Genomic DNA, 22335 nt, shown 5'->3' on the forward strand with positions numbered 1-22335 from the left:
AAATCATTGGGCGCAAACCGATGGCTTCGGTTGTAAGAAATGATGGAAGAGTGCTGAATCAGCTATGGGCTACGTTAACCTTTAACGGACAGACAGCGACGATTACGTTAGATTCAGATGTTCCGTTTTATGAGGAAAACAAGCTAAGCCCGAACTATCATCAAACGCTCCAATCCAAGCCGTTGCCAAGAGGTACATTTAAGATTCTGGCCCCAGACTATCCCAAAGATCAAGGAATGACGGGCTTTTATCGTACCAGGCCCGGCGGATATCCAGATTTAAAGCACGATACTGTTTGGTTCCCAATTGAAAATCCCGCGACCCAGAACAGTAATTTTGTGCATGTGGGGCATTTATCTGAGGGCTGCGTAACAATGTACGAGCTTAAGATGTGGAATCCTCTGTACCTTTATTTAATCGCCAATCGAACGGACAAGGACGGAAAATATGTCGGTACAGTCACCATTGAATAACAGTTTCCAATTGCTGTTCATTTCTCTCTCCTTATTTTCGTTTCCGTGTTTTTCTCAAGACTTCTATCGCGGCATCGAAGACGCTCATACCAATGCTACCAATCATGGCCTTTATGAGATACGCGAGGAGGCGAGAAAATTTGTAAAACAGGAGAATGAAAAAAATCACACTAGGTGGGAGGCCGGTGATCCCAATTTAAAATTTGTGGTGTCGAGATGCATCGTTCCCCTCAAAACAATGTGGGCACCAAAAGACCGCGGGCTTTCTAACAAAAGTGTCTGGGTAATTTGTGAAAAAACGGCAGATAAGTACGAAAAGAATTGGAAAGTACCTGTTCCTGTTGCTTCACCCGGTGATGAGGGCTGTGATGTTTCATCGAAAAAAGGCCCTTGATAGTTCGCACCAAAGAACAGATTTTGGTCGAATTTTCGGTTGGTGGCTCTGCTTGAATGGCGAGCGTATAGCGGATTTGAACTATTGGCGTTTTGACGTGGATAGTCAGTTTTGGCACGAATATAGGTTGTTTCCGTTCAACTCGAAATTTAATGCAATTGGGGTCGATCCTGACAGATGGTGCTGCGATGACATTTCGCTGGAAAGTCGCTACGTTGAAGGATATTACGTAAAAGATTTCATCATGAGTCCTCGTGATGAAAATTTAATTGCGATTCGTAACGCTAGTATTCCGGAGGGGGTATTCCTTAGCGTTGCGAATAATGGCATATAACTGAACAGCCGTCCCTCGCTTACTACAAGGAACCCACATGACCACGAACACCAATCCAACAGCGCTCACAGACACAGAACTCGATGAAACGGTGACTTATGATCCGGACCGTCTGCTTGATGGCTTGATCGAGAGCGTTACGTTTGTCGCCGAGTGAAATTCATTCAACCAGAATTCAACTGGACACCATTGAGTGTAATGCCGTTCAGTTAGGAGCAATTCCCCCATATGGCAGCCCCGTCATTCCCGCGAACGCGGGAATCCAGGTTGCTGAGTATGGCGGTGAAAATGGATTCCCGCGTTCGCGGGAATGACGCAACGGCGGAAGACGCCTGCAATCCACGAGTTCCTCCTGCCTACCATGCATAAAATGCTCGTAAAATCTTTCCGACAGGGACGTTACTCGAAACTACAGTTACACACCTATCGATTCGATCATCATTGAGCATTCTTTAATCGATCTAACACCTTGTTTGAATTGGGTAAGCTCAGGATGAGGTCAAAGTTTTTAGTTGTTGGTATATATAAAGCTGTTTTGTCGGTTACCGAACAAAAAACTCCCCTGCCATTTTTAAGTGAAAACCACCCGGCCTGATATCCGGGAAGGCCAATGCCATTTACTCTCGAAGCAATATTTATTGCCGATTGGTTTCCCAGATCTACCACCCGTGCGTCAGATCTGATGTCGCTACGACTAATTCGCGTAGTATAAAAAGCCGCCTTCACAATAATTTCATGGCTATTGATTTCTAGCGACCTTCGTGAGAAGGCACTCCAAGATATTGCGATGAATGGTATTAGTGCTGCAATCAAGATCAACGTAGCTGTTCGAACCGGGACACCTGTTCCGGAAAATACAAAGGCAAAACCCAATACGCCGACTGGAATTAAAAAAGCCAAAATAAAGAAAACCACACCGGCTTTCAGGCTGGGAGGGGACAGTACAAAAATTTCGTTCAAGTTTGAGTACCTCACCTTGTCATTCTGCGTCGTCACTCTTGCGTTTTGCGCTGCCTTCAAGGGCACGGGCATATTTCATTAGCTGACCCTCGCCGCATTGCCCGCCTTTCTATACAAAACAGCTAGCTCAATCAAGTCATCCAACTCATCGTTTTCTTTATCGCTTTTTTGTTTTACGGACAAAGTCTGACTCGAATCATTTATCTCAATGATTTTCAGCGAACTCCTACCCGGTTCCTCCGCTTTAGTATTTACTAAATATTTTATCAAGTGATTGCTAATTTAGAAAGAGATAAACTCGTTTCATCGAATTGCCAAATAGGGTAGTCACAATGAATCAACTTTCAAATTACTTCCCCCTCAAAAACAAAGTCGCCCTGATCACCGGTGCAGCACGCGGCATGGCGCTGCATATCGCTTGCGCGCTGTCCGCCGCCGGGGCGCGTCTGGCGATTCTGGATGTGCGCGAGGGCGAGGGGCGCGCCGTCGCCGGCCTGCTCAGTAGCGGACGGGGCAAGGCGAAATTCTGGAAACTGGATGTCAGCGACGGCGCTGCGGTGCAAAGGGTGGTGGCTGCGGTCGAGGCGCATTTCGGCCGCATCGATATCCTGATCAACAGCGCCGGCGTCGATGCCGACAATCCCTACGCGGAAGGTCTGCCGCTGCGGCAATGGGAGAGGGCGATGCAGGCCAATGTCGGCGGCAGCATCTCGTGCAGCAAGCATGTACTGACCGCCATGGTGCGGGCCGGCGGCGGTTCCATCGTCAATGTGCTGTCCTTGTGCTGCATGGCTGGCGAGCGGCAGGATGCGGCCGATCATGCAGCGAAAGCGGCGCTGCGCATGGCTAACCTGAATGCGATGCGCTACGCCTCGTGCAACATCCGCGTCAATTCCATCCACCCCGGCTTGGCGCGCCCGCCCGCGCTGGCGGCGGCCAAGCGCGAGCAGGGCGACCTGACCCAGGAATTGACCGACAGGGCTGAGATGCAAATGCTCGCGGGCAAGGGTTCCGCTACCGATGTCGCGGCGGCGGTTTTGTATCTGGTGTCGGACGCCAGCCGCTTTACCAGCGGCAGCGAATTGGTGATCGACGCCGGGTATGGGCAGCCGTCGAAGTCGGCATGATTTACGCAGCGGCTATGAGCACATGAGCAGGTCGACCACCGGGCAACTGCCCAGACTGTCCCGGCACTGAAGCTGCGTGGAAGAAGCCTTCACGAAGTAGTCTGCATGCGCGGCTTGGTCTTTCTCATCGACATGATGATGGCAGCAAGGATCCGAACGGCCGCCTCCATCTGCGCGTTGCTGAATCCACCTAAACCGAGGACGAGTCCGGAGCGGCCATTGCCCTCCGAATACATTGGAGACACTGCACGCACGGCGACTCCAGCCTCCACGGCGCGTGACGCCAGCAGGACGTCATCGATACCGCGCGCCAGCCAAAGCACCAGGTGCATGCCCTGATCGCTTGGCTGCAGCCATCCAAGATCCTTGGGAATCCATCGATCGAGCATGCCTACCAGCTGGCTTCGCCGGTCAGCGTACACACCGCGAATGCGCCGGATATGCCGATCCAGATGACCTTCGGTGATGAAAGCGGCGAGGACGTGCTGGTCGGCGCTTGGCGTATGTCTGTCCATCAGTACGCGCGCACCGCAGAAGGCGGGGACCAAAGCGTCAGGAACGATGGCATAGCCAAGGCGCAGCGACGGAAACAGGATCTTGCTGAAGGTGCCAAGGTAGACCACGCGATCCGGCGCCAGCCCCTGCAGTGAAGGAAACGGATGGCCGGCATAGCGCAGTTCGCTGTCGTAGTCGTCCTCTACGATCCAGGCGCCGTTCTTCCGCGCCCAAGCCAGCAGCGCATTCCTGCGCCCCATGCTCATCGGCATTCCCAACGGATATTGATGCGAAGGCGTGACGAATGCAGCGCGCGCATCGTTTGCCATTGCCACGCCGGCGTCGACGTCGATGCCGGCATCGTCAACTGGAACGCGCACCATGCGACCCTGCCGCCCTGTGTTTTCGAGAATTCCCGTAATGCCCCGATAGGCGGGGTCTTCCACCCACGCGATGTCGGTGGCGCCCAGCAGCACTTGGCAGGCGACGTACAACCCTTGCTGGGTTCCCGTCGTGATGATGACTTGTTCAGCGCTGCACTGCACCGAGCGCGACCTCCGCACGTACTCAGCCACGGCTTCCCGCAGGGCCTTGACGCCTTGCGGATCGTCATAGCCCGAGGGCGCGCCTGGTCCTCGGGCGCGGATGCGGTTGCCGAGTCGTCGCCACGTTTCATCGGGCGCTGCCGGGCCGGTGGGAACGGAAACGGCAAAGGGTACCGGCGGGAGCGGCTTGAATTGCTCCGCGACTTTGGCGAAGGCGGCTGCGGGCGCCGGAAGTGAAGCGGGCGTCGCGTTTGCCGCCGGCTTTTGCGAAGCGCTGGCAGCGGACTGCGATTGGGCCAACGCGGAAGCAACTCGAGTGCCCGCCCTTGGTTGTGCATCGAGAAATCCCTCGGCGATCAGTTGTTCGTACGCCTCCAGGACGGTGCCGCGCGCGATATCGAGCGCGCCGGCTAGCTGACGGGTCGAAGGCAGAAGATCGCCAGGCTTCAAGTTGCCGCTACGTATTGCCTCGCGCAGAGCGTGCGTCAATTGGCGGGCAAGATGCCCGCTGGTACGGTCCAAGCCGCTAATGGGCGGCAATTCCACAGCCTGGGGACGTCGTGGCATACGATTCTGGCCTACTGAAATTGATTAATTGTGGACCTACATAGTAATCCAGAAAATAGCCATAATCCATGTCGGATAACGCGTCAGCACTGCCTGCAAAGGCATGAGCGTTTCAATCAGGGTTAAGACCGGGAGAAGCGATATGTATGTACCCACCCATTTCGATGAGTCTCGTACAGAAGTGCTGTACGACCTCATCCAGCAACATCCTTTTGGAATACTGATCACGCATGGCGCAAGTGGGCTAGATGCCAACCATATTCCTTTCGAACTCGATCCCCGGCAGGGCGAGATGGGCGTGCTGCATGCCCATGTGGCGCGCGCCAACCCGGTGTGGAAGGATGTATCCGACGGCGACGAGGTACTGGTGGTGTTTCGGGCCGCCGATGCGTATGTTTCGCCCACTTGGTATCCGTCCAAGCACGAGTTCCACAAGCAGGTACCCACCTGGAATTACATGGTGGCCCATGCCTACGGACGCATCACCATCCGCGACGACGAGCGCTTCGTGCGCGGCGTGGTTGCCCGCCTGACCCGCACCCATGAAGCGTCGCAGCCGGCGCCATGGAAGATGACGGACAGCGCCAAGGAGGACATCGACACGATGCTTATGGCCATCGTGGGTCTGGAGATTGAAATCACGCGCCTTGTCGGCAAGTCAAAACTGAGCCAGAACAAGGAAGTTCGTGACATCCGCGGCGCCGGCGAGACGCTCAAGGCCCAAGGCGATCGGTTGATCGGCGATGCCATGCTGGCTTGTGCTGACGCCAAGCCGGCATGAATTTTCTACCTCTTTGCCGTTAGACCTCGCAGGTCAGCCGACGCTGGCCCTCACCTGAAAGACACCAACGCCATGTCATTCCCTGCCTTCGTTATCGCCGCCGTGGTCCTTGCCGTCACCCCTGGTCCGGGCATCGCTTACGTCGTCGCCCGTACGGTCGCCGGCGGCCGCGCAGAAGGCTTGGCCTCGTGCTTCGGCACCGGGATCGGCGGCATGCTCCACGTTTTCGCGGCGGCGCTCGGCCTGTCCCTGATAGTTGCCCAGTCCGCCGTGGCCTACAACCTGGTCAAGTACCTTGGCGCCGCCTATCTCGTCTACATGGGCATGCGCCTGCTTCTGCGCAAGGATCAGGCGCTCACGGTGGAGCCCGTTACATCTCAGGGAGCGCGCCGTTCACTGTGCGAGGGAATCATTGTTGAGGCGTTAAACGTCAAGACCGCGCTTTTCTTTCTGGCGTTTCTGTCTCAGTTTGTCTTGCCAGGCGAACCCTTGGCCCCGCAGTTGGTGATACTTGGAAGCATTTGCGTCACCCTTAACACGGCGGTCGACGTCATCGCGGTTTTCGCGGCTGATCGCTTACTCAAGTCAGGCATCGCGCGCGCCGCCCGCGCTCGGCTACTCACCAAGGTGTCAGGCGTCACAATGCTGGGGCTGGGCGCCTCCTTGGCGCTAGCGGGGCGTGAGGCCTAACCCTCCGTTGCACCTGCACCGATCTGCTACAGCGGGCTTGTCCGGGACGCGATATCCAAGATCAGGAGTTCGACGCCAGCGAACGCTCGAAATGGCCGATTGCAGCGCGGTACATCTCAATTTGGTCGATCAGCAGATCATCGTCGCCATCCTCTGCTGGTTCGATCAGCGGATCGCCCTCGTCCTTCAGATAGAGCAAGGCGGCAGTGCCGGGTTCTTTTGCGACTTGAACCAGTGCTTCGCTATGCAATTGCGCCACGCGCGGGTCATCTTTCATGCCGATAGCCGCCAGCAGCGTGGACAGCGCGCTGTCTGGAGCAAGGGCCGGGCTGCTGAAATACGTCACCCAAAGCTTGCTTGGGCGGGTATCGCCAGTGTCATGCAATATCTGCTGCAAGCGTTGATCGAGCACAAGGGACAGGTTTTGCCAGTGCTCGCGCGGCAACGGCGATCCTGTGCCATTGAGTACCGCAATGGAGACATGCGCGGTGTTTGCCGGATTGTGGCGGGCGGAAAGCGCGGCATGATGACCGTCGAAATCGAGTGTCGCTTGCCAGCCGGCGCCGTTGCGCACGCCTTCTGCAAGGAAACCCGATAAATCCGCTATTGCAGCGCTATTCCGTTCCGCGAGCTTCGGCACGTCTATCTTATGTGCGGACAGGCGCAGTTGCGGGTCCATCGCATTTTCTACGGCGACGAGCAAGTCGAGGAACTCGGCATCGCGCGGCGCCGGCAGTGCGGCCTTTCCCTTGTAAGCGCGCCGCAGATCGTGCAGGTAAGCCCCCATTTCCTTGACCTGCGCAGCAACGATTGCAGGGGCTGCCACGGTTGCGATATGCCGTATCGCCTGCTCGTACATGTTGAGACGCTTCTTTTCGTAAGAGCCGCTGTAAGTAAAAGGAAGAGAAAGGTGGGAGGACGGTTTGTGCTCGACAAGATGATCCCTTTGCCGTTCACCCAGCGTCTGCTGCTGTTTATTGATCGGCTCGTCTTTCAGACCGGGACGCGCCTTCAGCAGTGCATCCATACTGGATTTCAGCGTCATGTGCTTGAAGAAGCGCGGCCCGAGGAGCTTGTCGCCGCTGTGCTCGTGCACGGTAAAATCCCTGGGTTCAACGGCTGCCTGGGTCAGCGCATCCTCGTGTAGCTGGTCGATGCCGGGGTCTCCGGGCATTTCTCTTGCGGCCGCGATCGCGAAAATGGCGCTGCCTTCATTGGTCTTCTGAAGTGAGGTATTCAGGTAATCGACCAGAACCTTCGCCTGGCGCGGCTTGCCGGCTTCGTCCAACGCTTCGTTCAGGTGATCGACGAGCGTACTTGCGACCATCTTCCAATCTCTTGGTTCCTCGTGCGCGCTGCTTACAACGACGAGCGACACATGCATGGGCCGCTTCGGGTCATGCTTTGCCGAGAGCGCGACCTCGAACCCGTTCATGCTGACGATGGCGTGCCAGGCATCGGGCTTGTGCATCCCGGCAACCAGTCGACGCGCGAGATCAATGGCTGCGGAGGGATCGTCTCCCTTGCTGAGACGCTTGTAGTCGATGGCATGAGAGCTTAAATTGAGCGTGGGATCACGCGCATTTTCCACCGCAACCAGCAGATCCAAAAATTGTGCATCGCGGTTCTTCGATGGCCGCAGTTCGACCTTCGCCGCATAGGCGACGTGCAAGTCCGCGAGATAGCCTTTCATGTCGGCAATCCGCTCGCGGATGTCAGGCGCGCTTGCCATTGCGGCCAGCGCGTCTGTCCGGGTGAGCAGCCGTGCCGGCCGCTGGCCGGATAGTATGGATGATGCAGGCTTGCCCGGCGGCGCCCGGCGCTTCGCGCTGCTGGCCGATCCACGGCTTGTCGCCGTTGCTTCACCAGGCGTCGTTGCCGACCATGAGCGCAGGCCGCTTAACGGCGATTGCGGGGCGGGGCGGGGTGTTGCTCGCGCAGCACCCTCTGTGGCGGGCGTTGCAACGCCGCGGGGGTCTGCATCTTTGTTTGAAATTGGTGCCTGGTCGAAAGATACTGAGCCCCAGCCCGGTGTAGTCGTTGCCTTCATCGCAGTGCCAAGCCCAAAAATTGCTATTCTCATGGGCATCGGCGGTTGCCAGGCTTGCAAGAGCGAAGAGATGCCGCTGGACGCGAACGCAGGCTTCGAACAATTTATCGTTTCTTCGCACCCCGGCTAATGGCGCACAGCGACTATGACTATGCCTGTGACTATGGGGCCAGGATCAACAACGAAAAGCACAAACCCTCAGCCCCCTCGGATCATGTCGATATCGCATCGAACGGCAACTTGCGCAAACGCTTGCCGGTCAGCGCAGCAACGGCGTTAGCAATGGCCGGCGCAATCGGCGGCACCGGCGGCTCGCCGACGCCGGTCGGGGTATCGGCGCTGGGCACCAGATGCACGTCGACCACCGGGCAACTGCCCATAAACGCCGGCGTGTAATCGGAAAAATTGGATTGCTGCACCACGCCGTTTTTCAACGTGATCTGATTGCCGGGCAAGGTGGCGGATAAGCCGAACACCGCGCCGCCCTGGATTTGCGCTTCGATGGTGCGCGGGTTGATCGCCATATTGCAATGGACCCCGGCGGTCACCCGATGCACCTGCGGCCGGCCTTCGTGCAACGAGACTTCCACCACATAGGCCACCGAGGTGTTGAAGCCGTGATGCACGGCGACGCCCCAGGCCTGGCCGGCAGGCAGCTTGCGTTTGCCGTAGCCGGAGCGGGCCACCGCCAGTTGCAGCGCCAGCCTGCTGCGGCCGGCCGACTTGTCGAACAGGCTGCTTCTGTACTCGACCGGATCGCGCCCTACCGATCTGGCGATTTCGTCGACCAGGGTTTCCATGACAAAGGCGTTGTGGCCATGGCCCACCGAGCGATACCACAGCACCGGCACGTTGACCTTCATGTTGTGCACCGATAGCGCCAGGTTCGGAATCGCATAGTGCGACTCCAGCACGCCTTCGGTCATGGTGCCGTCGACGCCGTCCTTGACCATGAACGATTCGAACGGGCTGCCGGTCAGGATCGACTGGCCGGCAATCACGTGCTCCCAGGCCGCGATCTTGCCGCGCCGGTCGTAACCGATGCGGACCCGGTGCACATGCATCGGCCGGTAATAGCCGCTCTTGATATCGTCCTCGCGCGAATACATGATCTTGACCGGCGTGCCGCGCATGGCCTTGGCCACATACGCCGCCTCCACCGCATTCTCGGATTCCGGCATGGCGCGCCGGCCGAACCCGCCGCCCGCCATCATGGTGTTGAACTCGACCTTGCCGACGGGGATCGCCAGCACCTTGGCTATCGCCTGCCGGTCCATCGACTGGAACTGCGAACCCGCCCACACGGTGCAAGCCTCGCCGGTGAAATGCACGGTCATGTTGAGCGGCTCCATCGGCGTATGCGCCAGATAGGGAAACTCGAAAATGGCGTCGATGATCTTGGGCGCAGCGGCTAAAGCGGAGACATCTGCTTTGGCCGCCGGCGTGCCGGGTTTCATCACCGCTTCGCGGTAAGTTGCGAACAGCTGTTCCGAGCTGACTTGCTCCACCCCGCTCACATCCCACTCGATGTTGAGCGCATCGCGGGCTTTCTTGGCGATCCAGTAGCCGTCTGCCACCACCACCACGCTCTGGCCGCCGCGGATGCCGGGAATCGTGAAGATCTTGCGCACGCCGGGTATCGCCTTGGCCGCGCTGTCGTCCAGCTTGGCGATCTTGGCGCCCCACGGCACGGCCCTGGCCAGCATCGCTACTTTCATGCCGGGCAGATCGACGTCGATGCCGAATTTCTGCTGGCCGCTGGACTTGGCGAGTGTATCCAGCCGCGGCGTCGCCTTGCCGATGATGGTGAACTGCTTGGGATCTTTCAGCCGCACCTTGTCCGGCACCGGCAGCGCCATCGCCGCATTGGCTACCGCACCGTAAGTCAGGCGCTGGCCGCGCGGGCCGGTGATGACGCCCGCCGCGGTTTTGCATTTGGCCGGATCGACCTTCCATTGGCTGGCGGCGGCGGCCACCAGCATGCTGCGGGCGCGCGCGCCGACCTCGCGGTATTGCTGGAAAGTGTGGGCGATGCTGGTAGAGCCGCCGACCATCTGCATGCCGTATGCGGGATCGCGGAATACGTCTTCGCCCTTCGCCAGTTCGGCCCGCACATTGGCCCAGTCGCAATCCAGTTCCTCGGCCAGCAGCATCGGCAGCGCGGTCATGGTGCCTTGGCCGATATCCACTTTGGACACCTGCACCACCACGCTATTGTCCGGCCCGACCCGCAAGAAGGCGTTCGGCTGATAGATTTTAGCGGCGGCAGCCTGGGCGCCGGCGACCCGTCCCAAGCCTGGAATAAAGAAACCGAGAACCAGCCCGGCGCCGCTGACGGCGGAGGCTTTCAGGAATTCCCGGCGCGATTTTTTCAGCGGCATTGGATTTGCCGCCAGGGGTTCGGTGGACATGATGGCATCCTTATGTCAACGATGTAGAGGCATCCAGCACCGCCGCCTTGATGCGCTGGTAGGCGCCGCAGCGGCACAGATTGCCGCCCATGGCGGCGACCACTTCGGCCTCGCTCGGATGGCGTTTCTTTTTGAGGAAATCCACCGCGGTCATCACTTGCCCGCTTTGGCAATAGCCGCATTGCGGCACATCGTGTTTGATCCAGGCCGCTTGCACCGCCTTGCCGACCGGATCGGCGGCGACCGCTTCGATGGTGGTCACCGGCTGCTGGCCGACTGCCGATACAGGATAGGAACAGGAGCGCACCGCGTTGCCGCCCACATGCACGGTGCAAGCACCGCAGGCGGCGATGCCGCAGCCGAATTTGCTGCCGGTCAATTTGAGATTTTCGCGCAGCACCCACAACAAGGGCGTATCTTCCGCGACGTCGACTTCTACGTTAAGGCCATTCACCTGAAGGCTAATCATTGCGATTTCTCCAAAAGGGTTGAGGCTGATGCTGCGCTAGTTGCCATGACGCTATATCGCGGCTTCCTTACGCTTCCTTACTATAGACAGCGAAATATAAAAAACAAAGATGACTTCGCCTTTACACTATCGTTTTCCGAATTTGAGAGCAAGCAGCGGAGTGCATGGAACTGCCGCTGCCGATAAACTGCGCTCTACTATCTGACGAGATTACCACCATGAATTTATTTCTGCATCGGATCGCATCGCCCATCGGCGTCATCCTGCTGGTCACCGATACCCAGGATCGCGTGCGCGCACTGGATTTCGACGATTACGAAACACGCATGCGCAGCCTGTTGACGACGCACTACGGCCATTACAACCTGAGCGACGCCACTTCTCCATCCAGCGCCGAGCCGGCCCTGCAACGTTATTTCGCGGGCGAACTGGATGCGCTGAAAGATATCCAGGTCGCCACCAACGGCACCGATTTCCAGCACCGCGTATGGGCCGCATTGCGCCAGATTCCGCCGGCGCGGATGACCACCTACGGCAAGCTCGCCTTGCAACTGGGCGAACACCCTGGCGCCGCACGTGCGGTAGGCAGCGCCAACGCCACCAATCCGATCGCCATCATCGTCCCCTGCCACCGCGTGGTGGGCGCCAATGGCAAGCTGACCGGTTTTGCCGGGGGCCTGGAACGCAAAGCCTGGCTGCTCGGTCACGAACGGGCCGAAGCCGGCGATCTGGAAAGTCTGCGCTTGCCTGGTTTTTAATGCGGCTGGTTCACCTCGTTTTTCAGCTCGGGTTTCTACTCGCTTAATAGGAACTCTTGACTCCGCGCTCCGGCGCCTTGCTCGGCAGCAGCCAGCGCGGAAAGCCGACTGCGGTTTTGAACAGGCAATGGCGGTAGCCCATCTGGCCGCTGATCAAACCGGCGAAATCATGGTTGATGCGCTGGTTCAGCACCAGATGAGAAAAAGCCAGTTTCGGAAACCGATAGATCAGGCGCGCCATCCAGGCGGCGGCGCGCAATTCAGGCAGCAGTTCGCGGCGCAGCAGCTGGCTGTATAACGCGGAATCGGCGCGTATCAAGCAACCGGCACCATCTGCCGCAATCGCCCGGGCGGCGATGCTGGCGCTCTTCAGCGCAAAATAAATCCCTTCGCCGAACAAGGCTTCGGCGAGGCCAGCCGCGTCGCCCAGCAGCCAGACCCGGCCGCGCTGAAACAGCTTGCGGCGGTTTTCCAGCGGGATGATGTAGCCCTGGTATTCAACCCGCAGCGGCTGCTGCAAGCTGGCGTATGCCGCCGTGAAACGGTCCAGATGCCGGCGCAGCGAGGCGCCGCCGAACGGTGAGTACACACCCACATTAAAATGATCGCGCTTGGGAAAGATCCAGCCGTAGCCGCCTGGCATGCCGTCGAAATCGAACAGGGCGCGCGCACCGAAGCGCTCCAGCATCCCTTCCGCCGGCCACAGCATGGCTTCCATGGCCGGCACGTAAGCCACCAGATCCTTGCCGAACAGTTTGTTGCGCACGGCGCTGGCGGCGCCATCGGCAGCCAGCAACAAACGGCAGCGCAAGACACCGCGGCTGGTGATGACGCTGACTGCATCTGCCGTCTCCGTGGCATCGACAAACGCGGTTTCGGCCAGAAAACGCGCGCCCTTGGCGCAAGCGCGATCGAGCAGCAGTTTGTCGAACTCGCTACGGACCACGGTGCACGCCGCCGCCGGTTGCATTTCCCTGATGATGGCGTCGCGGTTGCGGTAATTGAGAATGGCGGCGCCGATTGTCTGGTGCAGCGCCGGCCCCAGATCGAAACCGAGCAAGTCCATCGCCTTGCGCGACAAACCGCCGCCGCATACCTTGGCGCGCGGAAAAGCCTGCTTGTCGATGATGGTCACCTGCAAACCCTGCTCTGCCAACAGGTAAGCCAGATGCGAACCGGCCGGCCCGGCGCCGACGATCAGCACATCGGCCATGCCGGCGGCGTCAAGCGACATGAGAGTGTCGCCCAAAGCCATCTGGCGCCCCAATTTCAAGACAATGATTCACATCTGGACTTTCCGATGACTTCATCAGCAGCGCCTCGCAAATGTTTGGATCACTCACTGGCCGTGGCAATCCATCTTGCCCGACGGAATCGTCAGCATAGCAAAAAACGGCGGTCTCGGTAGCAGCCGGGATGCGTCTCGCGCGCACTGGATAGAGTTTTTCCTTTATCTTTCATATATGTTTCCAATTAGAAATATGCTAGTGTATTCGGCTGCTCGTGCAGCGCACAAACGTATGAAGCAGGGCGCGACAAAACAATTCAACTGGCACAGGGAGGCCGTATCCATGAAAAGCGTAAAAAAACCGGAAGATAAAACCATGCTGCAAAAACGCCGCACGCTGCTGACCGGCGGCCTGGCGGCAGGGCTGGCGGCGACGGCGCTGCCGACGGAGCTGCTGGCCAAGGACAGCAAGAGCGCCGGCCTGTCGCTGGACCGCGCCAAATGGGGCGAACGCAATCACCGGCAACTGCAAGCGCTGCTGGCGCGCAACGGCAAGAGCAGCGCCGGCTACAACCCCAGGCGCCGCCCTTACGCGGTATTCGACTGGGATAACACCAGCATCATGAACGATACCGAAGAGGCGTTGCTCATGTACCAGATCAATACCCTGTCGTTCAAGCTGAGCCCGCAAGAACTGGGCGCCATCATCCGCCAGAATGTCCCGGCCGGGCCGTTTGCCGCCAGTTTCAAGAACGCCGCCGGCAAGGCCGTCGAGCTGGAAGACATCTGCGCCGACATCGATGACGACTATCAATACCTGTACGACAACTACGAAAAATTAAAGGGCAACAAAAAACTGGAAGAGATCCGCGAGACCACCCAGTTCCAGGATTTCCGCGCCAAGCTGTATTACCTGTACGAAGCCGTCAACGAAACCTACGGCGTCAACGTCGGTTATCCGTGGGTGATTTATTTCTTCACCAATATGTCGGTAGCGGAAGTGCAGCAACTGGCCGAGGCGTCCAACGATCACAACCTCGGCCTGGGCTTGGTCAAGACCAAGTACACCAGCCCGGCGGCGCTGCCGGGCAAGGCAGGCATCGTCAACGTGACGCATTTCCACGGGATTCGCTTGTGCACCGAGATTGCAACCTTGATGGACGCCTTCCAGCAAAGCGGGATCGACGTCTACGTCAGCTCGGCCTCGCTGGAAGACGTGGTGGCAGTGTTTGCGACGACGCCCAAATACGGCTACAACGTCAAGCGCGAACATGTGCTCGGCCTGCGCCTGGAAACCGCCAACGGCGCATTCGTCAACAAGTACAAGGCTGGCTGGCCGCTCAACTGGGGACCGGGAAAAACCGAAGTCATCAAGCAGGAACTGGTGGCGGCCAAGGGCTACGGACCGATCTTCGTCGCCGGCGATAGCGATGGCGATTACGACATGCTGCGCGATTTTGCCGATACCCAATTGGGCATGATCGTCAATCGCATGAAGAAGGGCAAGATCGGCGACCTGTCCAAGCTGGCGGCGGATCAGATCCCAGCCAAGTCACCGCGCTTCCTGCTGCAAGGCCGCAATGAGACGACCGGCAACTGGATGCCGTCGGAAGCCAGCATCAAGTACGGCAAAACCGGCGAAACCCTGCTCGGCTGACGCCCTGCGCGGAGCGGCTGTTCAAGAAAATCACCATCGGCAATCACAAGAAGAATCTGCAAGCGGTAATCGACGGCCAGGTCGATGTGGCGACCAACAATACCGAAGAACTGGACCGCCTGAAAAAGGAATCGCCGGAGCAATTCAGCAAAGTCCGGGTGATCTGGTCATCGCCCTTGATTCCTAACGATCCGCTGCTGTATCGCAAGGATCTGCCGGCCGCGGCCAAAGCCCGCATCGAAGATTTCTTCGTCACCTACGGCAAACCGAAAAATCCCGCCAGCCAACCCGACGTGCTGCAAAAGATCCTCGACCTGTCCGGCTTCCAGCACTCCACCGACGCCCAGCTGAAGCCGATCGCCGATCTCACCATGTTCGGTCTGTTGCGCAACAATATGTACGACAGCAAACTGAGCACGGTGCAAAAGCAAAAGGCATTCGAAGATATTACGGCGCGTTTCGGCAAATTGAGCATGGCGCTGGAAATGGCGCGCATACGCTAAGCGCTCCCTCTGATGCAGCGCGGTAGAGAGGCACGCTCAGGCATCTGCCGCGCCGCCCGGAAAAACCAGGCTGAAGCAAATCAGCCCTTCGCGTGAACACGCAACATCCGCGCTGCCGCCATGCACCAGCATGATGGCGCGCACGATGGCCAGGCCGAGGCCATTCGATTCGGTGTATTCGCTGCGCGATTTGTCGCCGCGGTAAAAACGGTCGAACAGCCGATCCAGCTGCTCTTGCGGTATCGGATCGCCCTGGTTTTCCACTTCAATCCGCATCCCCTGCGCTTGCTGCCGCGCACGCAAGCGCACCGTGCTGCCGGGCGCCGCATAGCGCACCGCATTGACCACCAGATTGCTGACGGCGCGCCGCCACATGACCGGGCTGGCCTGCAGCTTGCCGCTGGCGTCGACTTCCAGGCGAATGCCGCGTTCTTCGGCCACGCCTTCAAAATAGTCGGCAATCTTGTGCAACTCGTCGGCCAGCACCAGCGGCGCTTTTTCCACCACCAGCCCGGCATGATCGGCATGCGCCAGGAACAGGATGTTTTCGACAATCCGGCTCAGGCGCTGTAACTCTTCCAGATTCGATTCCAGCACCTGCTGGTATTCGGCGGCGTTGCGCACCTGGCCCAAAGTCACCTGAGTCTGGCCCATCAGCGCGCCGATCGGGGTCCTTATCTCATGCGCCAGATCGGCGGAAAACTGCGACAGATGTTCATAACCGTCAGCCAGCCGGTCCAGCATCGCATTGAACGAAGCCGCCAGCCGCCGCAACTCTTGCGGCGCATCGGCTTCCTGCAAACGTATCGCGATATTGGTCGGGCTGACTTCGGCGGCGCGCGCGGCCATCGCCGTCAACGGCAGAAAGCCGCGCTTGAGCACCAGGAAGCCGAGCAGCGCCGTCAGCAGCACGGAAACCGCCGCCGCTGCGATCACTTGCCAGTAATAGCGCGCCAGGATGTGCGACTCTTGCGTCATCACATGGGCGCCGGTAATCACCACCGTGCTGCCGTCGCTGCCGATCTCGGCCAGCGCCGAGACCCAGCGCACCCGCACGCCGTCGGTGCGTTGACCCGGGCGCAGCGCCGCCAGCGTTAGCGGCTGGTTGAGGTTTTGCGGCGTCATCGACGGCGCCGTCATGTTGTCGGGATTGACGCGGACGAAAGGCGCTTGGCCCGGATAAGCGAACATCAGCACATCCTGTTCGCTGCCCAGCATGGTCTCGAACAAGGCTGGCCGGTCTTCCATCTGCTTGACGTTGTACAGATCGTGCAACAGGCGGCGAAAGTGTTCGACCCGGCCGATCAGGGAATAATCGGCGCGGGTTTCCAGCGCCTGCCGGGTCGACGAATACAGGTACATGCCGAGACTGGTCACGACCGCGCAGGCGATCAGCGCGAACAGGAAAGTCACGCGCGCCGTCAGCGACTGGCTGCGCCACATACGCCAAATCCGCCAAATTCTCATGGATCCTCGGCAAACATGTAGCCGATGCTGCGCACCGTGTGTATCAGCTTAGGTTCGAAGGGATTGTCGATCTTGGCGCGCAGGCGCTTGATGGCGACATCGACCACATTGGTGTCGCTGTCGAAATTCATGTCCCACACTTCCGATGCGATGACGGTGCGCGACAGCGCTTCGCCTTTGCGCTTGACCAGCAGATGCAGCAACAGGAATTCCTTGTTGGTGAGGACGATGTCGACGCCCTGGCGGGTGACCCTGCGGCGCAACAGATCGAGCTGCAGATCGGCCACCTGGAAGAAATCCAGCTCATGCGCCTCGCGCACTACCCCGCGCCGTAACAGCGTGCGGATGCGCAACAGCAGTTCGGTGAAGGAAAACGGTTTCACCAGGTAATCGTCGGCGCCCAGTTCCAGCCCGCGTATGCGATCGTTGACGTGGTCGCGCGCGGTCAGGAATATCACCGGCAAATCGCGCTTGGCGCGCAAGGCGCCCATGATTTTCCAACCGTCGGTGCCGGGCAGCATCACGTCCAGCACCACCAGATCGTAGGGATTGTGCAAGGCCATGTGCAAGCCGTCGCTGCCGTTGCGCGCCAGATCGACCGCATAGCCGGATTCGCGCAAACCTTTTTTGAGATAGTCGCCGGTCTTGAGGTCGTCTTCGATAACAAGGATTGCCATGCAGATCCCATGGTTGAAATACAGCCCATTCTATCAATTCGATCGTCTCGAAGAATGACAATATTGTCATTCATATGTCACCGATAAGACACTGCCTCAAGCCTAGACTGGGCTTCCCAGCAACCATAGAGACAGTTTCCATGAAAACTACACAACTTCTGCGCCGGCTGGTTCCGGCATTGGCAGCATCCGCTTTGCTGGCCTACGGCGGTCTCGCCGTCGCGCAGTCTACTGCAGCTGCTGCACCGGTGGTGCGGGTGCGCGCCACCATCGACAAGGTGAACGCCGACACTCTCGAAGTCAGCGCCAAGGGCGGCAAGAAAATGACGCTGAAACTGGCCCCTGACCTGATGCTGTTCGCGGTCAGCCACGCAGCGATCAGCGATATCAAATCGGATAGCTTCATCGGTACCGCGGCAGTGCCGCTGCCCGACGGCAGCCTGAAGGCGCTGGAAGTGCACGTATTCCCGCCCGGCATGAAGGTCGGCGAGGGCCATTACGCCTGGGACCTCGGCAAGAAAAGCAGCATGACCAACGGCACCGTGGGCGATGTGGTGGTGACCAGCGGCCGCACTATCACGGTTAAGTATCCTGACGGCGAAAAGAAAATCGTGGTGCCGGCCGACGTGCCTATCGTCAGCATGGAGAAGGGGGACCGCAGCCTGCTGGTGGCTGGCGCTCACGGTGTGTTTTTTGTCAGCAAGGCCGCTGACGGCAGCGAAGTTGTGGCGCGTGCGGCGGTCGGCAAGAATGGCGTAGTGCCGCCGATGTAATGCAGCCGGGCGGGCGGCCTGGCCGCCCGCGCACATTCTTTACAAGGCGTACTCATGACAACCGCTGAAAATCCTCTTGAACCGCAGCACACGCAACGGCGCATGATTCATCCGCTGCCGGTGCGCGCCACCCACTGGATCAACGCCTTCGCCATCGTCTGCATGGTGATGAGCGGCTGGGCGATCTATAACGCCTCGCCGCTGTTCGCTTTCACCTTCCCGAAATGGGCCACCCTGGGCGGCTGGCTGGGCGGCGCGATTGCCTGGCATCTGGCGGCGATGTGGTTGCTGCTTGTCAACGGCTTGATCTATCTTGGCTACGGTGTGCTGGGCGGCCATTTCCGCCGCCATTTCCTGCCGTTGCGCGTAGCCGATCTGCTGCGCGATTTGAAAGATGCGCTGAGTTTCAAGCTGGCGCACCAGGCCGGCGTCTATAACGCCGTGCAGCGCCTGATGTATATGGCCGTGCTGCTGCTGGGCGTGCTGGTGGTGGTGTCCGGTCTGTCGATCTGGAAACCGGTGCAACTGGATAGCCTGGTCGGTCTGTTCGGCGGTTACGAAGTCGCGCGCCGTGTGCATTTCATTGCGATGGCCGGCATCGTTGGCTTTGTGGCGATCCATCTGGCGCTGGTGCTGATCGTGCCTGGCACCTTGCTGCCGATGGTGACGGGGCGCGCCCGGAAGAATGAATTGAAACATGGGCCGCAAACATGAGAGATAAAAAACAGGAATTGCCCAGCAACCGCGAATTGCAGCCGGAACTGGTGCAGCTGCAACGCCGCCTGTTCCTGCGTTCCGGCCTGTCGCTGGGCGCCTTGTCCATGCTGTCCGGCTGCAATCTGCAGGATGGCGATACGGTCGACAAGGTGTTGTGGGCGATGTCGCGCTGGAACGACCGGGTGCAGGCCATGCTGTTCCGTCCCGGCCATCTGGCGCCGACATATCCCGCCAGCATGATCACCCAGCCGTTTCCGTTCAACGCTTTCTATGACGCCGATTCAGCGCCGGAAATCGATGGCGGCACCTATAAGCTGGAAGTCTCCGGCCTGGTGCGCGACAAGCGCAGCTGGAACCTGGCGCAACTGCGCGCCTTGCCGCAGGTATCGCAGATCACGCGGCATATCTGCATCGAGGGCTGGAGCGCCATCGGCCAGTGGGGCGGCGTGCCGTTCCGCACTTTCCTCGCCCATATCGGCGCCGATACCACGGCGCGCTATGTCGGCTTCAAATGCGCCGACCGCTATTACTCCAGCATCGACATGGCGACCGCATTGCATCCGCAGACCATGCTGGCGCTGGATTTTGGCCAGTCGCCCTTGCCGACCGAATACGGCTACCCGCTGAAACTGCGGGTGCCGACCAAGCTGGGTTTCAAGAATCCGAAACACATCGCCGCCATTTTCGTCACCAATGAAAACCCCGGCGGCTATTGGGAAGATCAAGGCTACAACTGGTTTAGCGGGTCTTAGGAAACCCAAGCAAATCTCATTCGCCGCGTTCGGTGCAGCAAGGGCAGCCGCGATGCTGGTTCATCAGATGCGGTGCGCCGGTCTCTTCATCGTCGTGCGCCAGCGCTTGCATGAATGCGGCCAGCGATTTTTCCATGCTGGCCAGCCGGTCGGCTGATGTTAGCGGACCGGATTTGTCTTGCGGATCTGCTGTGCCTGCCAGCCAGGGCTCGGCGGCTTTGTTTGCATGAGTATGCATTACTCCTCCGCCTGGCCGTAAAACTTCTCGCAAATCTTGATCCGTTCGCGCCCCTGTTCCTTGCGCCAGCGATTGCTGTCGCGCAGGGAGTAGACGCAGCCGCAGTATTCCTGCTGGTAGAAATTCTCGCGCTTCGAAATTTCAATCATGCGCGCCGATCCGCCCTGCTTGCGCCAGTTGTGGTCCCAATAGGTGATGCCGGGATAATGCGCCGCAGCGCGGGCGCCGCAGTCGTTGATCTGCTCCATGTTTTTCCAGCGCGAAATCCCGAGCGAACTGCTGATCACCGGGAATCCGTGTTCGTAGGCATACAGCGCAGCGCGTTCAAATCGCATATCGAAACACATGGTGCAACGTTTGCCGCGCTCCGGTTCGTTTTCCATGCCTTGGGCGCGAGCAAACCAGTTATCCAGATCGTAATCGGCGTCGACAAACGGCACGCCGTGCTGCTCGGCGAAGCGGATGTTTTCATTCTTGCGCAATTCGTATTCGCGCTGCGGATGAATGTTTGGATTGTAGAAATAAATCGAAAAATCGATTTCGCTGGCGAGCAAGGCTTCCATCACCTCGCCCGAACAGGGCGCGCAACAGGAATGCAATAACAGTTTGTCGTGCCCGCCTGGGAGGACGAGTTTCTGGCGTTGGGTCATGGTCGAAATAAGAAGAATGCGGCTGTCAGACGAAACGAGGCAGCGCTTACTATCTAGAACTCATTGCATAAATATCCGCGAGTGCGAACGCGGCTATTTGGGAGGTAGTGCAAGGCGCGTCGGGCAGCCAAGGGTGGTTCCCTTGGCAAGCGGCGCAACGCAGCAATACGCCCAAATAGCCCGTTCCCGAAGGGTTCTTGCCAGAAGAGGCGCTGGCCGCGTTGTGCTCCTTGCCAATAGCTCGCTATTGGACGCGTCGCACGCCTTGCCAGCGCCTCTTCTGGCAAGAACGCATCTCACGGATATTTATGCAATGAGTTCTAGTGTCCCGATTCAGGCCTGCCGGGTCAAGCGACAAACTCTCAAGTTTGCATGAGTGGAATTCATACAGAGACCTGTCAACCTTGGCAGGTGCCTTTCAAATGACATGCTGCGGTAATAAATGAGGACTACATTCCGAAAAATAATGCAAAAAAGAAATATTTTTATCCCCTTATTCTTTTATGAATGGAGTCTTCCATGAAATTAAACCGTCGGCTGTTATTTTCACTCGTCAGCGGCGTTGCTTGCGCCGCGCCTTTGATGCTGGCAACACCGAACGCGCTGGCCTGGGGCGATCAAGGCCATATGGTGGTCGGCCTGATCGCCGATCATTACCTCACGGCCGATGTGCGCGCCCAGGTCGACAGCATGCTGGCCACCGACAACAGCGGCTTGACCGCCACCGACATCGCGGCCGAGGCCACCTGGGCCGACAAGTACCGCAATGCCCACCGCGAAACCGCGGCCTGGCATTTTGTCGATACCCAAATCAGCGACGGCGATATCGACGCCGCCTGCTTCGGCCACCCGAGCCTGCCGGCCGGCACCCCGGCGTCCGGCGGTGTGGCGCAGGATTGCGTAGTCGATAAAGTCGATCAGTTCGCCCTGGAATTGCGCGATCCGAACACCGCGCCGGCGGAACGCCTGCTGGCGCTGCAATTCCTGCTGCACTTCGTCGGCGACATGCATCAGCCGCTGCATTCCAGCGATTCCCGCGACCGCGGCGGCAACGACGAGACGGTATCGGCCAGCGGCATCGCGGCGGGCAAGCTGCATGCTTACTGGGATACCGCTTTCGTGAATAAGCTGGGGACCGATCCGAACCAGGTGGCGTCGGCACTGATCGCCAAGATCAGCAGCGCCCAGATCACGCAATGGCAGCAGCAGACGCCGCGCGACTGGTCGCTGGAAGCTTTCGATATCGCCCGCAGCGACGTCTACGGCAAGCTGCCGACACCGGATTCCAGCGGCAAATACAGGCTGCCGGCGAGTTATGTCAGCAACGCCCGCAGCGTGGTCGCCACGCAATTGAGCCGGGCCGGCGTGCGCCTGGCAAAAATCCTCAATGACGCCTTGGGCAATGGCGCTGCGGCGACCGGCGCAACGGTGCTTGCATCACCCTTTGGCAGCAAAAAGTAATCTTAAAACTATCGTCATTCCCGCGAATGCGGGAATCCGAGCAGCATTAAAAATGGATCCCCGCGTTCGCGGGGACGACGCAATTGATTGCATCAACATCTTCCTAGGGCCTGTTAACAGTTGATTTGGGAGATGCGTTCAAAACAAAACGTGCGCTG

At 58.9% G+C, this 22335-nt stretch carries 23 protein-coding genes; 13 read left to right on the plus strand and 10 right to left on the minus strand.

Annotated features, from left to right (window positions below; all coding sequences use genetic code 11):
• The coding region (locus tag KHU33_RS20675) for a hypothetical protein (RefSeq protein WP_211466393.1) at positions 1 to 473 on the plus strand (473 nt) is incomplete at its 5' end.
• The gene (locus KHU33_RS20680; RefSeq protein WP_211466395.1) at positions 448 to 867 is read left to right on the plus strand and encodes a hypothetical protein; all 420 of its coding nucleotides are present in this window, start codon (positions 448 to 450) and stop codon (positions 865 to 867) included. The genes KHU33_RS20675 and KHU33_RS20680, both read left to right, overlap by 26 nt.
• 772 nt (positions 868 to 1639) lie before the next feature.
• Here KHU33_RS20680 and KHU33_RS20685 read toward each other — a convergent pair.
• On the minus strand, positions 1640 to 2161 hold the full coding sequence (locus KHU33_RS20685; protein ID WP_211466397.1) for a PH domain-containing protein: 522 nt from the start codon (positions 2159 to 2161) through the stop codon (positions 1640 to 1642).
• A 332-nt stretch (positions 2162 to 2493) separates the two neighbouring features.
• On the opposite strand from KHU33_RS20685, the gene KHU33_RS20690 reads away from it, so the two are divergent.
• Positions 2494 to 3288 (plus strand): SDR family NAD(P)-dependent oxidoreductase, encoded by a 795-nt coding sequence (locus KHU33_RS20690; RefSeq protein WP_211466399.1) that lies wholly within the window; start codon positions 2494 to 2496, stop codon positions 3286 to 3288.
• A gap of 89 nt (positions 3289 to 3377) precedes the next feature.
• On the opposite strand, the gene pdxR is transcribed toward KHU33_RS20690, so the two are convergent.
• Positions 3378 to 4895 carry a MocR-like pyridoxine biosynthesis transcription factor PdxR gene (pdxR, locus tag KHU33_RS20695; RefSeq protein WP_211466401.1) on the minus strand — a complete coding sequence of 506 codons (1518 nt, stop codon included), beginning with the start codon at positions 4893 to 4895 and terminating at the stop codon, positions 3378 to 3380.
• A 142-nt stretch (positions 4896 to 5037) separates the two neighbouring features.
• On the opposite strand from pdxR, the gene KHU33_RS20700 reads away from it, so the two are divergent.
• Together KHU33_RS20700 and KHU33_RS20705 are read left to right on the plus strand one after the other, a co-directional pair.
• The gene (locus tag KHU33_RS20700; protein ID WP_211466403.1) at positions 5038 to 5676 is read left to right on the plus strand and encodes an FMN-binding negative transcriptional regulator; all 639 of its coding nucleotides are present in this window, start codon (positions 5038 to 5040) and stop codon (positions 5674 to 5676) included.
• Between the two features lie 72 nt (positions 5677 to 5748).
• On the plus strand, positions 5749 to 6366 hold the full coding sequence (locus tag KHU33_RS20705; RefSeq protein ID WP_211466405.1) for a LysE family translocator: 618 nt from the start codon (positions 5749 to 5751) through the stop codon (positions 6364 to 6366).
• 61 nt (positions 6367 to 6427) lie between these two features.
• Here KHU33_RS20705 and KHU33_RS20710 read toward each other — a convergent pair whose 3' ends face one another.
• The gene (locus tag KHU33_RS20710; RefSeq protein WP_211466407.1) at positions 6428 to 8059 is read right to left on the minus strand and encodes a YopJ family acetyltransferase; all 1632 of its coding nucleotides are present in this window, start codon (positions 8057 to 8059) and stop codon (positions 6428 to 6430) included.
• A 94-nt stretch (positions 8060 to 8153) separates the two neighbouring features.
• On the opposite strand from KHU33_RS20710, the gene KHU33_RS20715 reads away from it, so the two are divergent.
• Positions 8154 to 8546, plus strand: coding sequence for a hypothetical protein (locus KHU33_RS20715; RefSeq protein WP_211466409.1), 393 nt, complete (start codon positions 8154 to 8156; stop codon positions 8544 to 8546).
• An 82-nt stretch (positions 8547 to 8628) separates the two neighbouring features.
• Here KHU33_RS20715 and KHU33_RS20720 read toward each other — a convergent pair whose 3' ends face one another.
• Both KHU33_RS20720 and KHU33_RS20725 read right to left on the minus strand, forming a co-directional pair.
• Positions 8629 to 10827: a xanthine dehydrogenase family protein molybdopterin-binding subunit gene (locus KHU33_RS20720; protein WP_211466411.1), complete on the minus strand. Its 2199-nt coding sequence runs from the start codon at positions 10825 to 10827 to the stop codon at positions 8629 to 8631.
• A gap of 10 nt (positions 10828 to 10837) precedes the next feature.
• Positions 10838 to 11296, minus strand: a complete 459-nt coding sequence (locus KHU33_RS20725; RefSeq protein WP_211466413.1) for a (2Fe-2S)-binding protein — start codon at positions 11294 to 11296, stop codon at positions 10838 to 10840.
• Positions 11297 to 11514: 218 nt separating this feature from the next.
• Here KHU33_RS20725 and KHU33_RS20730 point away from each other — a divergent pair, with 218 nt between their 5' ends.
• The gene (locus KHU33_RS20730; protein WP_211466415.1) at positions 11515 to 12054 is read left to right on the plus strand and encodes a methylated-DNA--[protein]-cysteine S-methyltransferase; all 540 of its coding nucleotides are present in this window, start codon (positions 11515 to 11517) and stop codon (positions 12052 to 12054) included.
• Between the two features lie 43 nt (positions 12055 to 12097).
• On the opposite strand, the gene KHU33_RS20735 is transcribed toward KHU33_RS20730, so the two are convergent.
• Complete coding sequence (locus tag KHU33_RS20735; protein WP_211466417.1) at positions 12098 to 13327, minus strand: geranylgeranyl reductase family protein; 1230 nt, start codon at positions 13325 to 13327, stop codon at positions 12098 to 12100.
• Between the two features lie 298 nt (positions 13328 to 13625).
• Between KHU33_RS20735 and KHU33_RS20740 the strand changes: the two genes are divergently transcribed.
• Positions 13626 to 14939 carry a haloacid dehalogenase-like hydrolase gene (locus tag KHU33_RS20740; RefSeq protein WP_211466419.1) on the plus strand — a complete coding sequence of 438 codons (1314 nt, stop codon included), beginning with the start codon at positions 13626 to 13628 and terminating at the stop codon, positions 14937 to 14939.
• A gap of 17 nt (positions 14940 to 14956) precedes the next feature.
• On the plus strand, positions 14957 to 15442 hold the full coding sequence (locus tag KHU33_RS20745) for a PhnD/SsuA/transferrin family substrate-binding protein (RefSeq protein ID WP_268907136.1): 486 nt from the start codon (positions 14957 to 14959) through the stop codon (positions 15440 to 15442).
• 36 nt (positions 15443 to 15478) lie between these two features.
• On the opposite strand, the gene KHU33_RS20750 is transcribed toward KHU33_RS20745, so the two are convergent.
• Both KHU33_RS20750 and KHU33_RS20755 read right to left on the minus strand, forming a co-directional pair.
• The gene (locus tag KHU33_RS20750) at positions 15479 to 16885 is read right to left on the minus strand and encodes a heavy metal sensor histidine kinase (RefSeq protein ID WP_211466421.1); all 1407 of its coding nucleotides are present in this window, start codon (positions 16883 to 16885) and stop codon (positions 15479 to 15481) included.
• 20 nt (positions 16886 to 16905) lie between these two features.
• Positions 16906 to 17586, minus strand: a complete 681-nt coding sequence (locus KHU33_RS20755; protein ID WP_211466423.1) for a heavy metal response regulator transcription factor — start codon at positions 17584 to 17586, stop codon at positions 16906 to 16908.
• Positions 17587 to 17726: 140 nt separating this feature from the next.
• Between KHU33_RS20755 and KHU33_RS20760 the strand changes: the two genes are divergently transcribed.
• The 3 genes from KHU33_RS20760 to KHU33_RS20770 are packed head-to-tail and all read left to right on the plus strand — an operon-like array spanning position 17727 to position 19828.
• Complete coding sequence (locus KHU33_RS20760; protein ID WP_211466425.1) at positions 17727 to 18359, plus strand: hypothetical protein; 633 nt, start codon at positions 17727 to 17729, stop codon at positions 18357 to 18359.
• A 54-nt stretch (positions 18360 to 18413) separates the two neighbouring features.
• Complete coding sequence (locus KHU33_RS20765) at positions 18414 to 19073, plus strand: cytochrome b/b6 domain-containing protein (protein WP_211466427.1); 660 nt, start codon at positions 18414 to 18416, stop codon at positions 19071 to 19073.
• Positions 19070 to 19828 carry a molybdopterin-dependent oxidoreductase gene (locus tag KHU33_RS20770; protein ID WP_211466429.1) on the plus strand — a complete coding sequence of 253 codons (759 nt, stop codon included), beginning with the start codon at positions 19070 to 19072 and terminating at the stop codon, positions 19826 to 19828. The genes KHU33_RS20765 and KHU33_RS20770 overlap by 4 nt, the downstream gene beginning before the upstream one ends.
• A 16-nt stretch (positions 19829 to 19844) precedes the next feature.
• Here KHU33_RS20770 and KHU33_RS20775 read toward each other — a convergent pair whose 3' ends face one another.
• Both KHU33_RS20775 and KHU33_RS20780 read right to left on the minus strand, forming a co-directional pair.
• On the minus strand, positions 19845 to 20066 hold the full coding sequence (locus KHU33_RS20775; protein ID WP_211466431.1) for a hypothetical protein: 222 nt from the start codon (positions 20064 to 20066) through the stop codon (positions 19845 to 19847).
• Positions 20066 to 20716, minus strand: a complete 651-nt coding sequence (locus tag KHU33_RS20780; protein ID WP_211466433.1) for an epoxyqueuosine reductase QueH — start codon at positions 20714 to 20716, stop codon at positions 20066 to 20068. The genes KHU33_RS20775 and KHU33_RS20780 overlap by 1 nt, the downstream gene beginning before the upstream one ends.
• Before the next feature lie 519 nt (positions 20717 to 21235).
• On the opposite strand from KHU33_RS20780, the gene KHU33_RS20785 reads away from it, so the two are divergent.
• Complete coding sequence (locus KHU33_RS20785) at positions 21236 to 22177, plus strand: S1/P1 nuclease (RefSeq protein WP_211466435.1); 942 nt, start codon at positions 21236 to 21238, stop codon at positions 22175 to 22177.
• The last annotated feature ends 158 nt before the right edge of the window (positions 22178 to 22335 follow it).

Source organism: Collimonas silvisoli (genome assembly GCF_018305005.1).
In the GTDB taxonomy this organism is placed as follows: Bacteria; Pseudomonadota; Gammaproteobacteria; order Burkholderiales; family Burkholderiaceae_D; genus Collimonas; species Collimonas silvisoli.

Bases quoted from the DNA above. Each gene is read 5' to 3' on its own strand.
- KHU33_RS20680 (WP_211466395.1), top strand. From the start codon at position 448: ATGTCGGTACAGTCACCATTGAATAACAGTTTCCAATTGCTGTTCATT.
- KHU33_RS20690 (WP_211466399.1), top strand. From the start codon at position 2,494: ATGAATCAACTTTCAAATTACTTCCCCCTCAAAAACAAAGTCGCCCTG.
- pdxR (WP_211466401.1), bottom strand. From the start codon at position 4,895: ATGCCACGACGTCCCCAGGCTGTGGAATTGCCGCCCATTAGCGGCTTG.
- KHU33_RS20700 (WP_211466403.1), top strand. From the start codon at position 5,038: ATGTATGTACCCACCCATTTCGATGAGTCTCGTACAGAAGTGCTGTAC.
- KHU33_RS20705 (WP_211466405.1), top strand. From the start codon at position 5,749: ATGTCATTCCCTGCCTTCGTTATCGCCGCCGTGGTCCTTGCCGTCACC.
- KHU33_RS20710 (WP_211466407.1), bottom strand. From the start codon at position 8,059: ATGAAAGGCTATCTCGCGGACTTGCACGTCGCCTATGCGGCGAAGGTC.
- KHU33_RS20715 (WP_211466409.1), top strand. From the start codon at position 8,154: ATGGATGATGCAGGCTTGCCCGGCGGCGCCCGGCGCTTCGCGCTGCTG.
- KHU33_RS20720 (WP_211466411.1), bottom strand. From the start codon at position 10,827: ATGTCCACCGAACCCCTGGCGGCAAATCCAATGCCGCTGAAAAAATCG.
- KHU33_RS20725 (WP_211466413.1), bottom strand. From the start codon at position 11,296: ATGATTAGCCTTCAGGTGAATGGCCTTAACGTAGAAGTCGACGTCGCG.
- KHU33_RS20730 (WP_211466415.1), top strand. From the start codon at position 11,515: ATGAATTTATTTCTGCATCGGATCGCATCGCCCATCGGCGTCATCCTG.
- KHU33_RS20740 (WP_211466419.1), top strand. From the start codon at position 13,626: ATGAAAAGCGTAAAAAAACCGGAAGATAAAACCATGCTGCAAAAACGC.
- KHU33_RS20750 (WP_211466421.1), bottom strand. From the start codon at position 16,885: ATGTGGCGCAGCCAGTCGCTGACGGCGCGCGTGACTTTCCTGTTCGCG.
- KHU33_RS20755 (WP_211466423.1), bottom strand. From the start codon at position 17,586: ATGGCAATCCTTGTTATCGAAGACGACCTCAAGACCGGCGACTATCTC.
- KHU33_RS20760 (WP_211466425.1), top strand. From the start codon at position 17,727: ATGAAAACTACACAACTTCTGCGCCGGCTGGTTCCGGCATTGGCAGCA.
- KHU33_RS20765 (WP_211466427.1), top strand. From the start codon at position 18,414: ATGACAACCGCTGAAAATCCTCTTGAACCGCAGCACACGCAACGGCGC.
- KHU33_RS20770 (WP_211466429.1), top strand. From the start codon at position 19,070: ATGAGAGATAAAAAACAGGAATTGCCCAGCAACCGCGAATTGCAGCCG.
- KHU33_RS20775 (WP_211466431.1), bottom strand. From the start codon at position 20,066: ATGCATACTCATGCAAACAAAGCCGCCGAGCCCTGGCTGGCAGGCACA.
- KHU33_RS20780 (WP_211466433.1), bottom strand. From the start codon at position 20,716: ATGACCCAACGCCAGAAACTCGTCCTCCCAGGCGGGCACGACAAACTG.
- KHU33_RS20785 (WP_211466435.1), top strand. From the start codon at position 21,236: ATGAAATTAAACCGTCGGCTGTTATTTTCACTCGTCAGCGGCGTTGCT.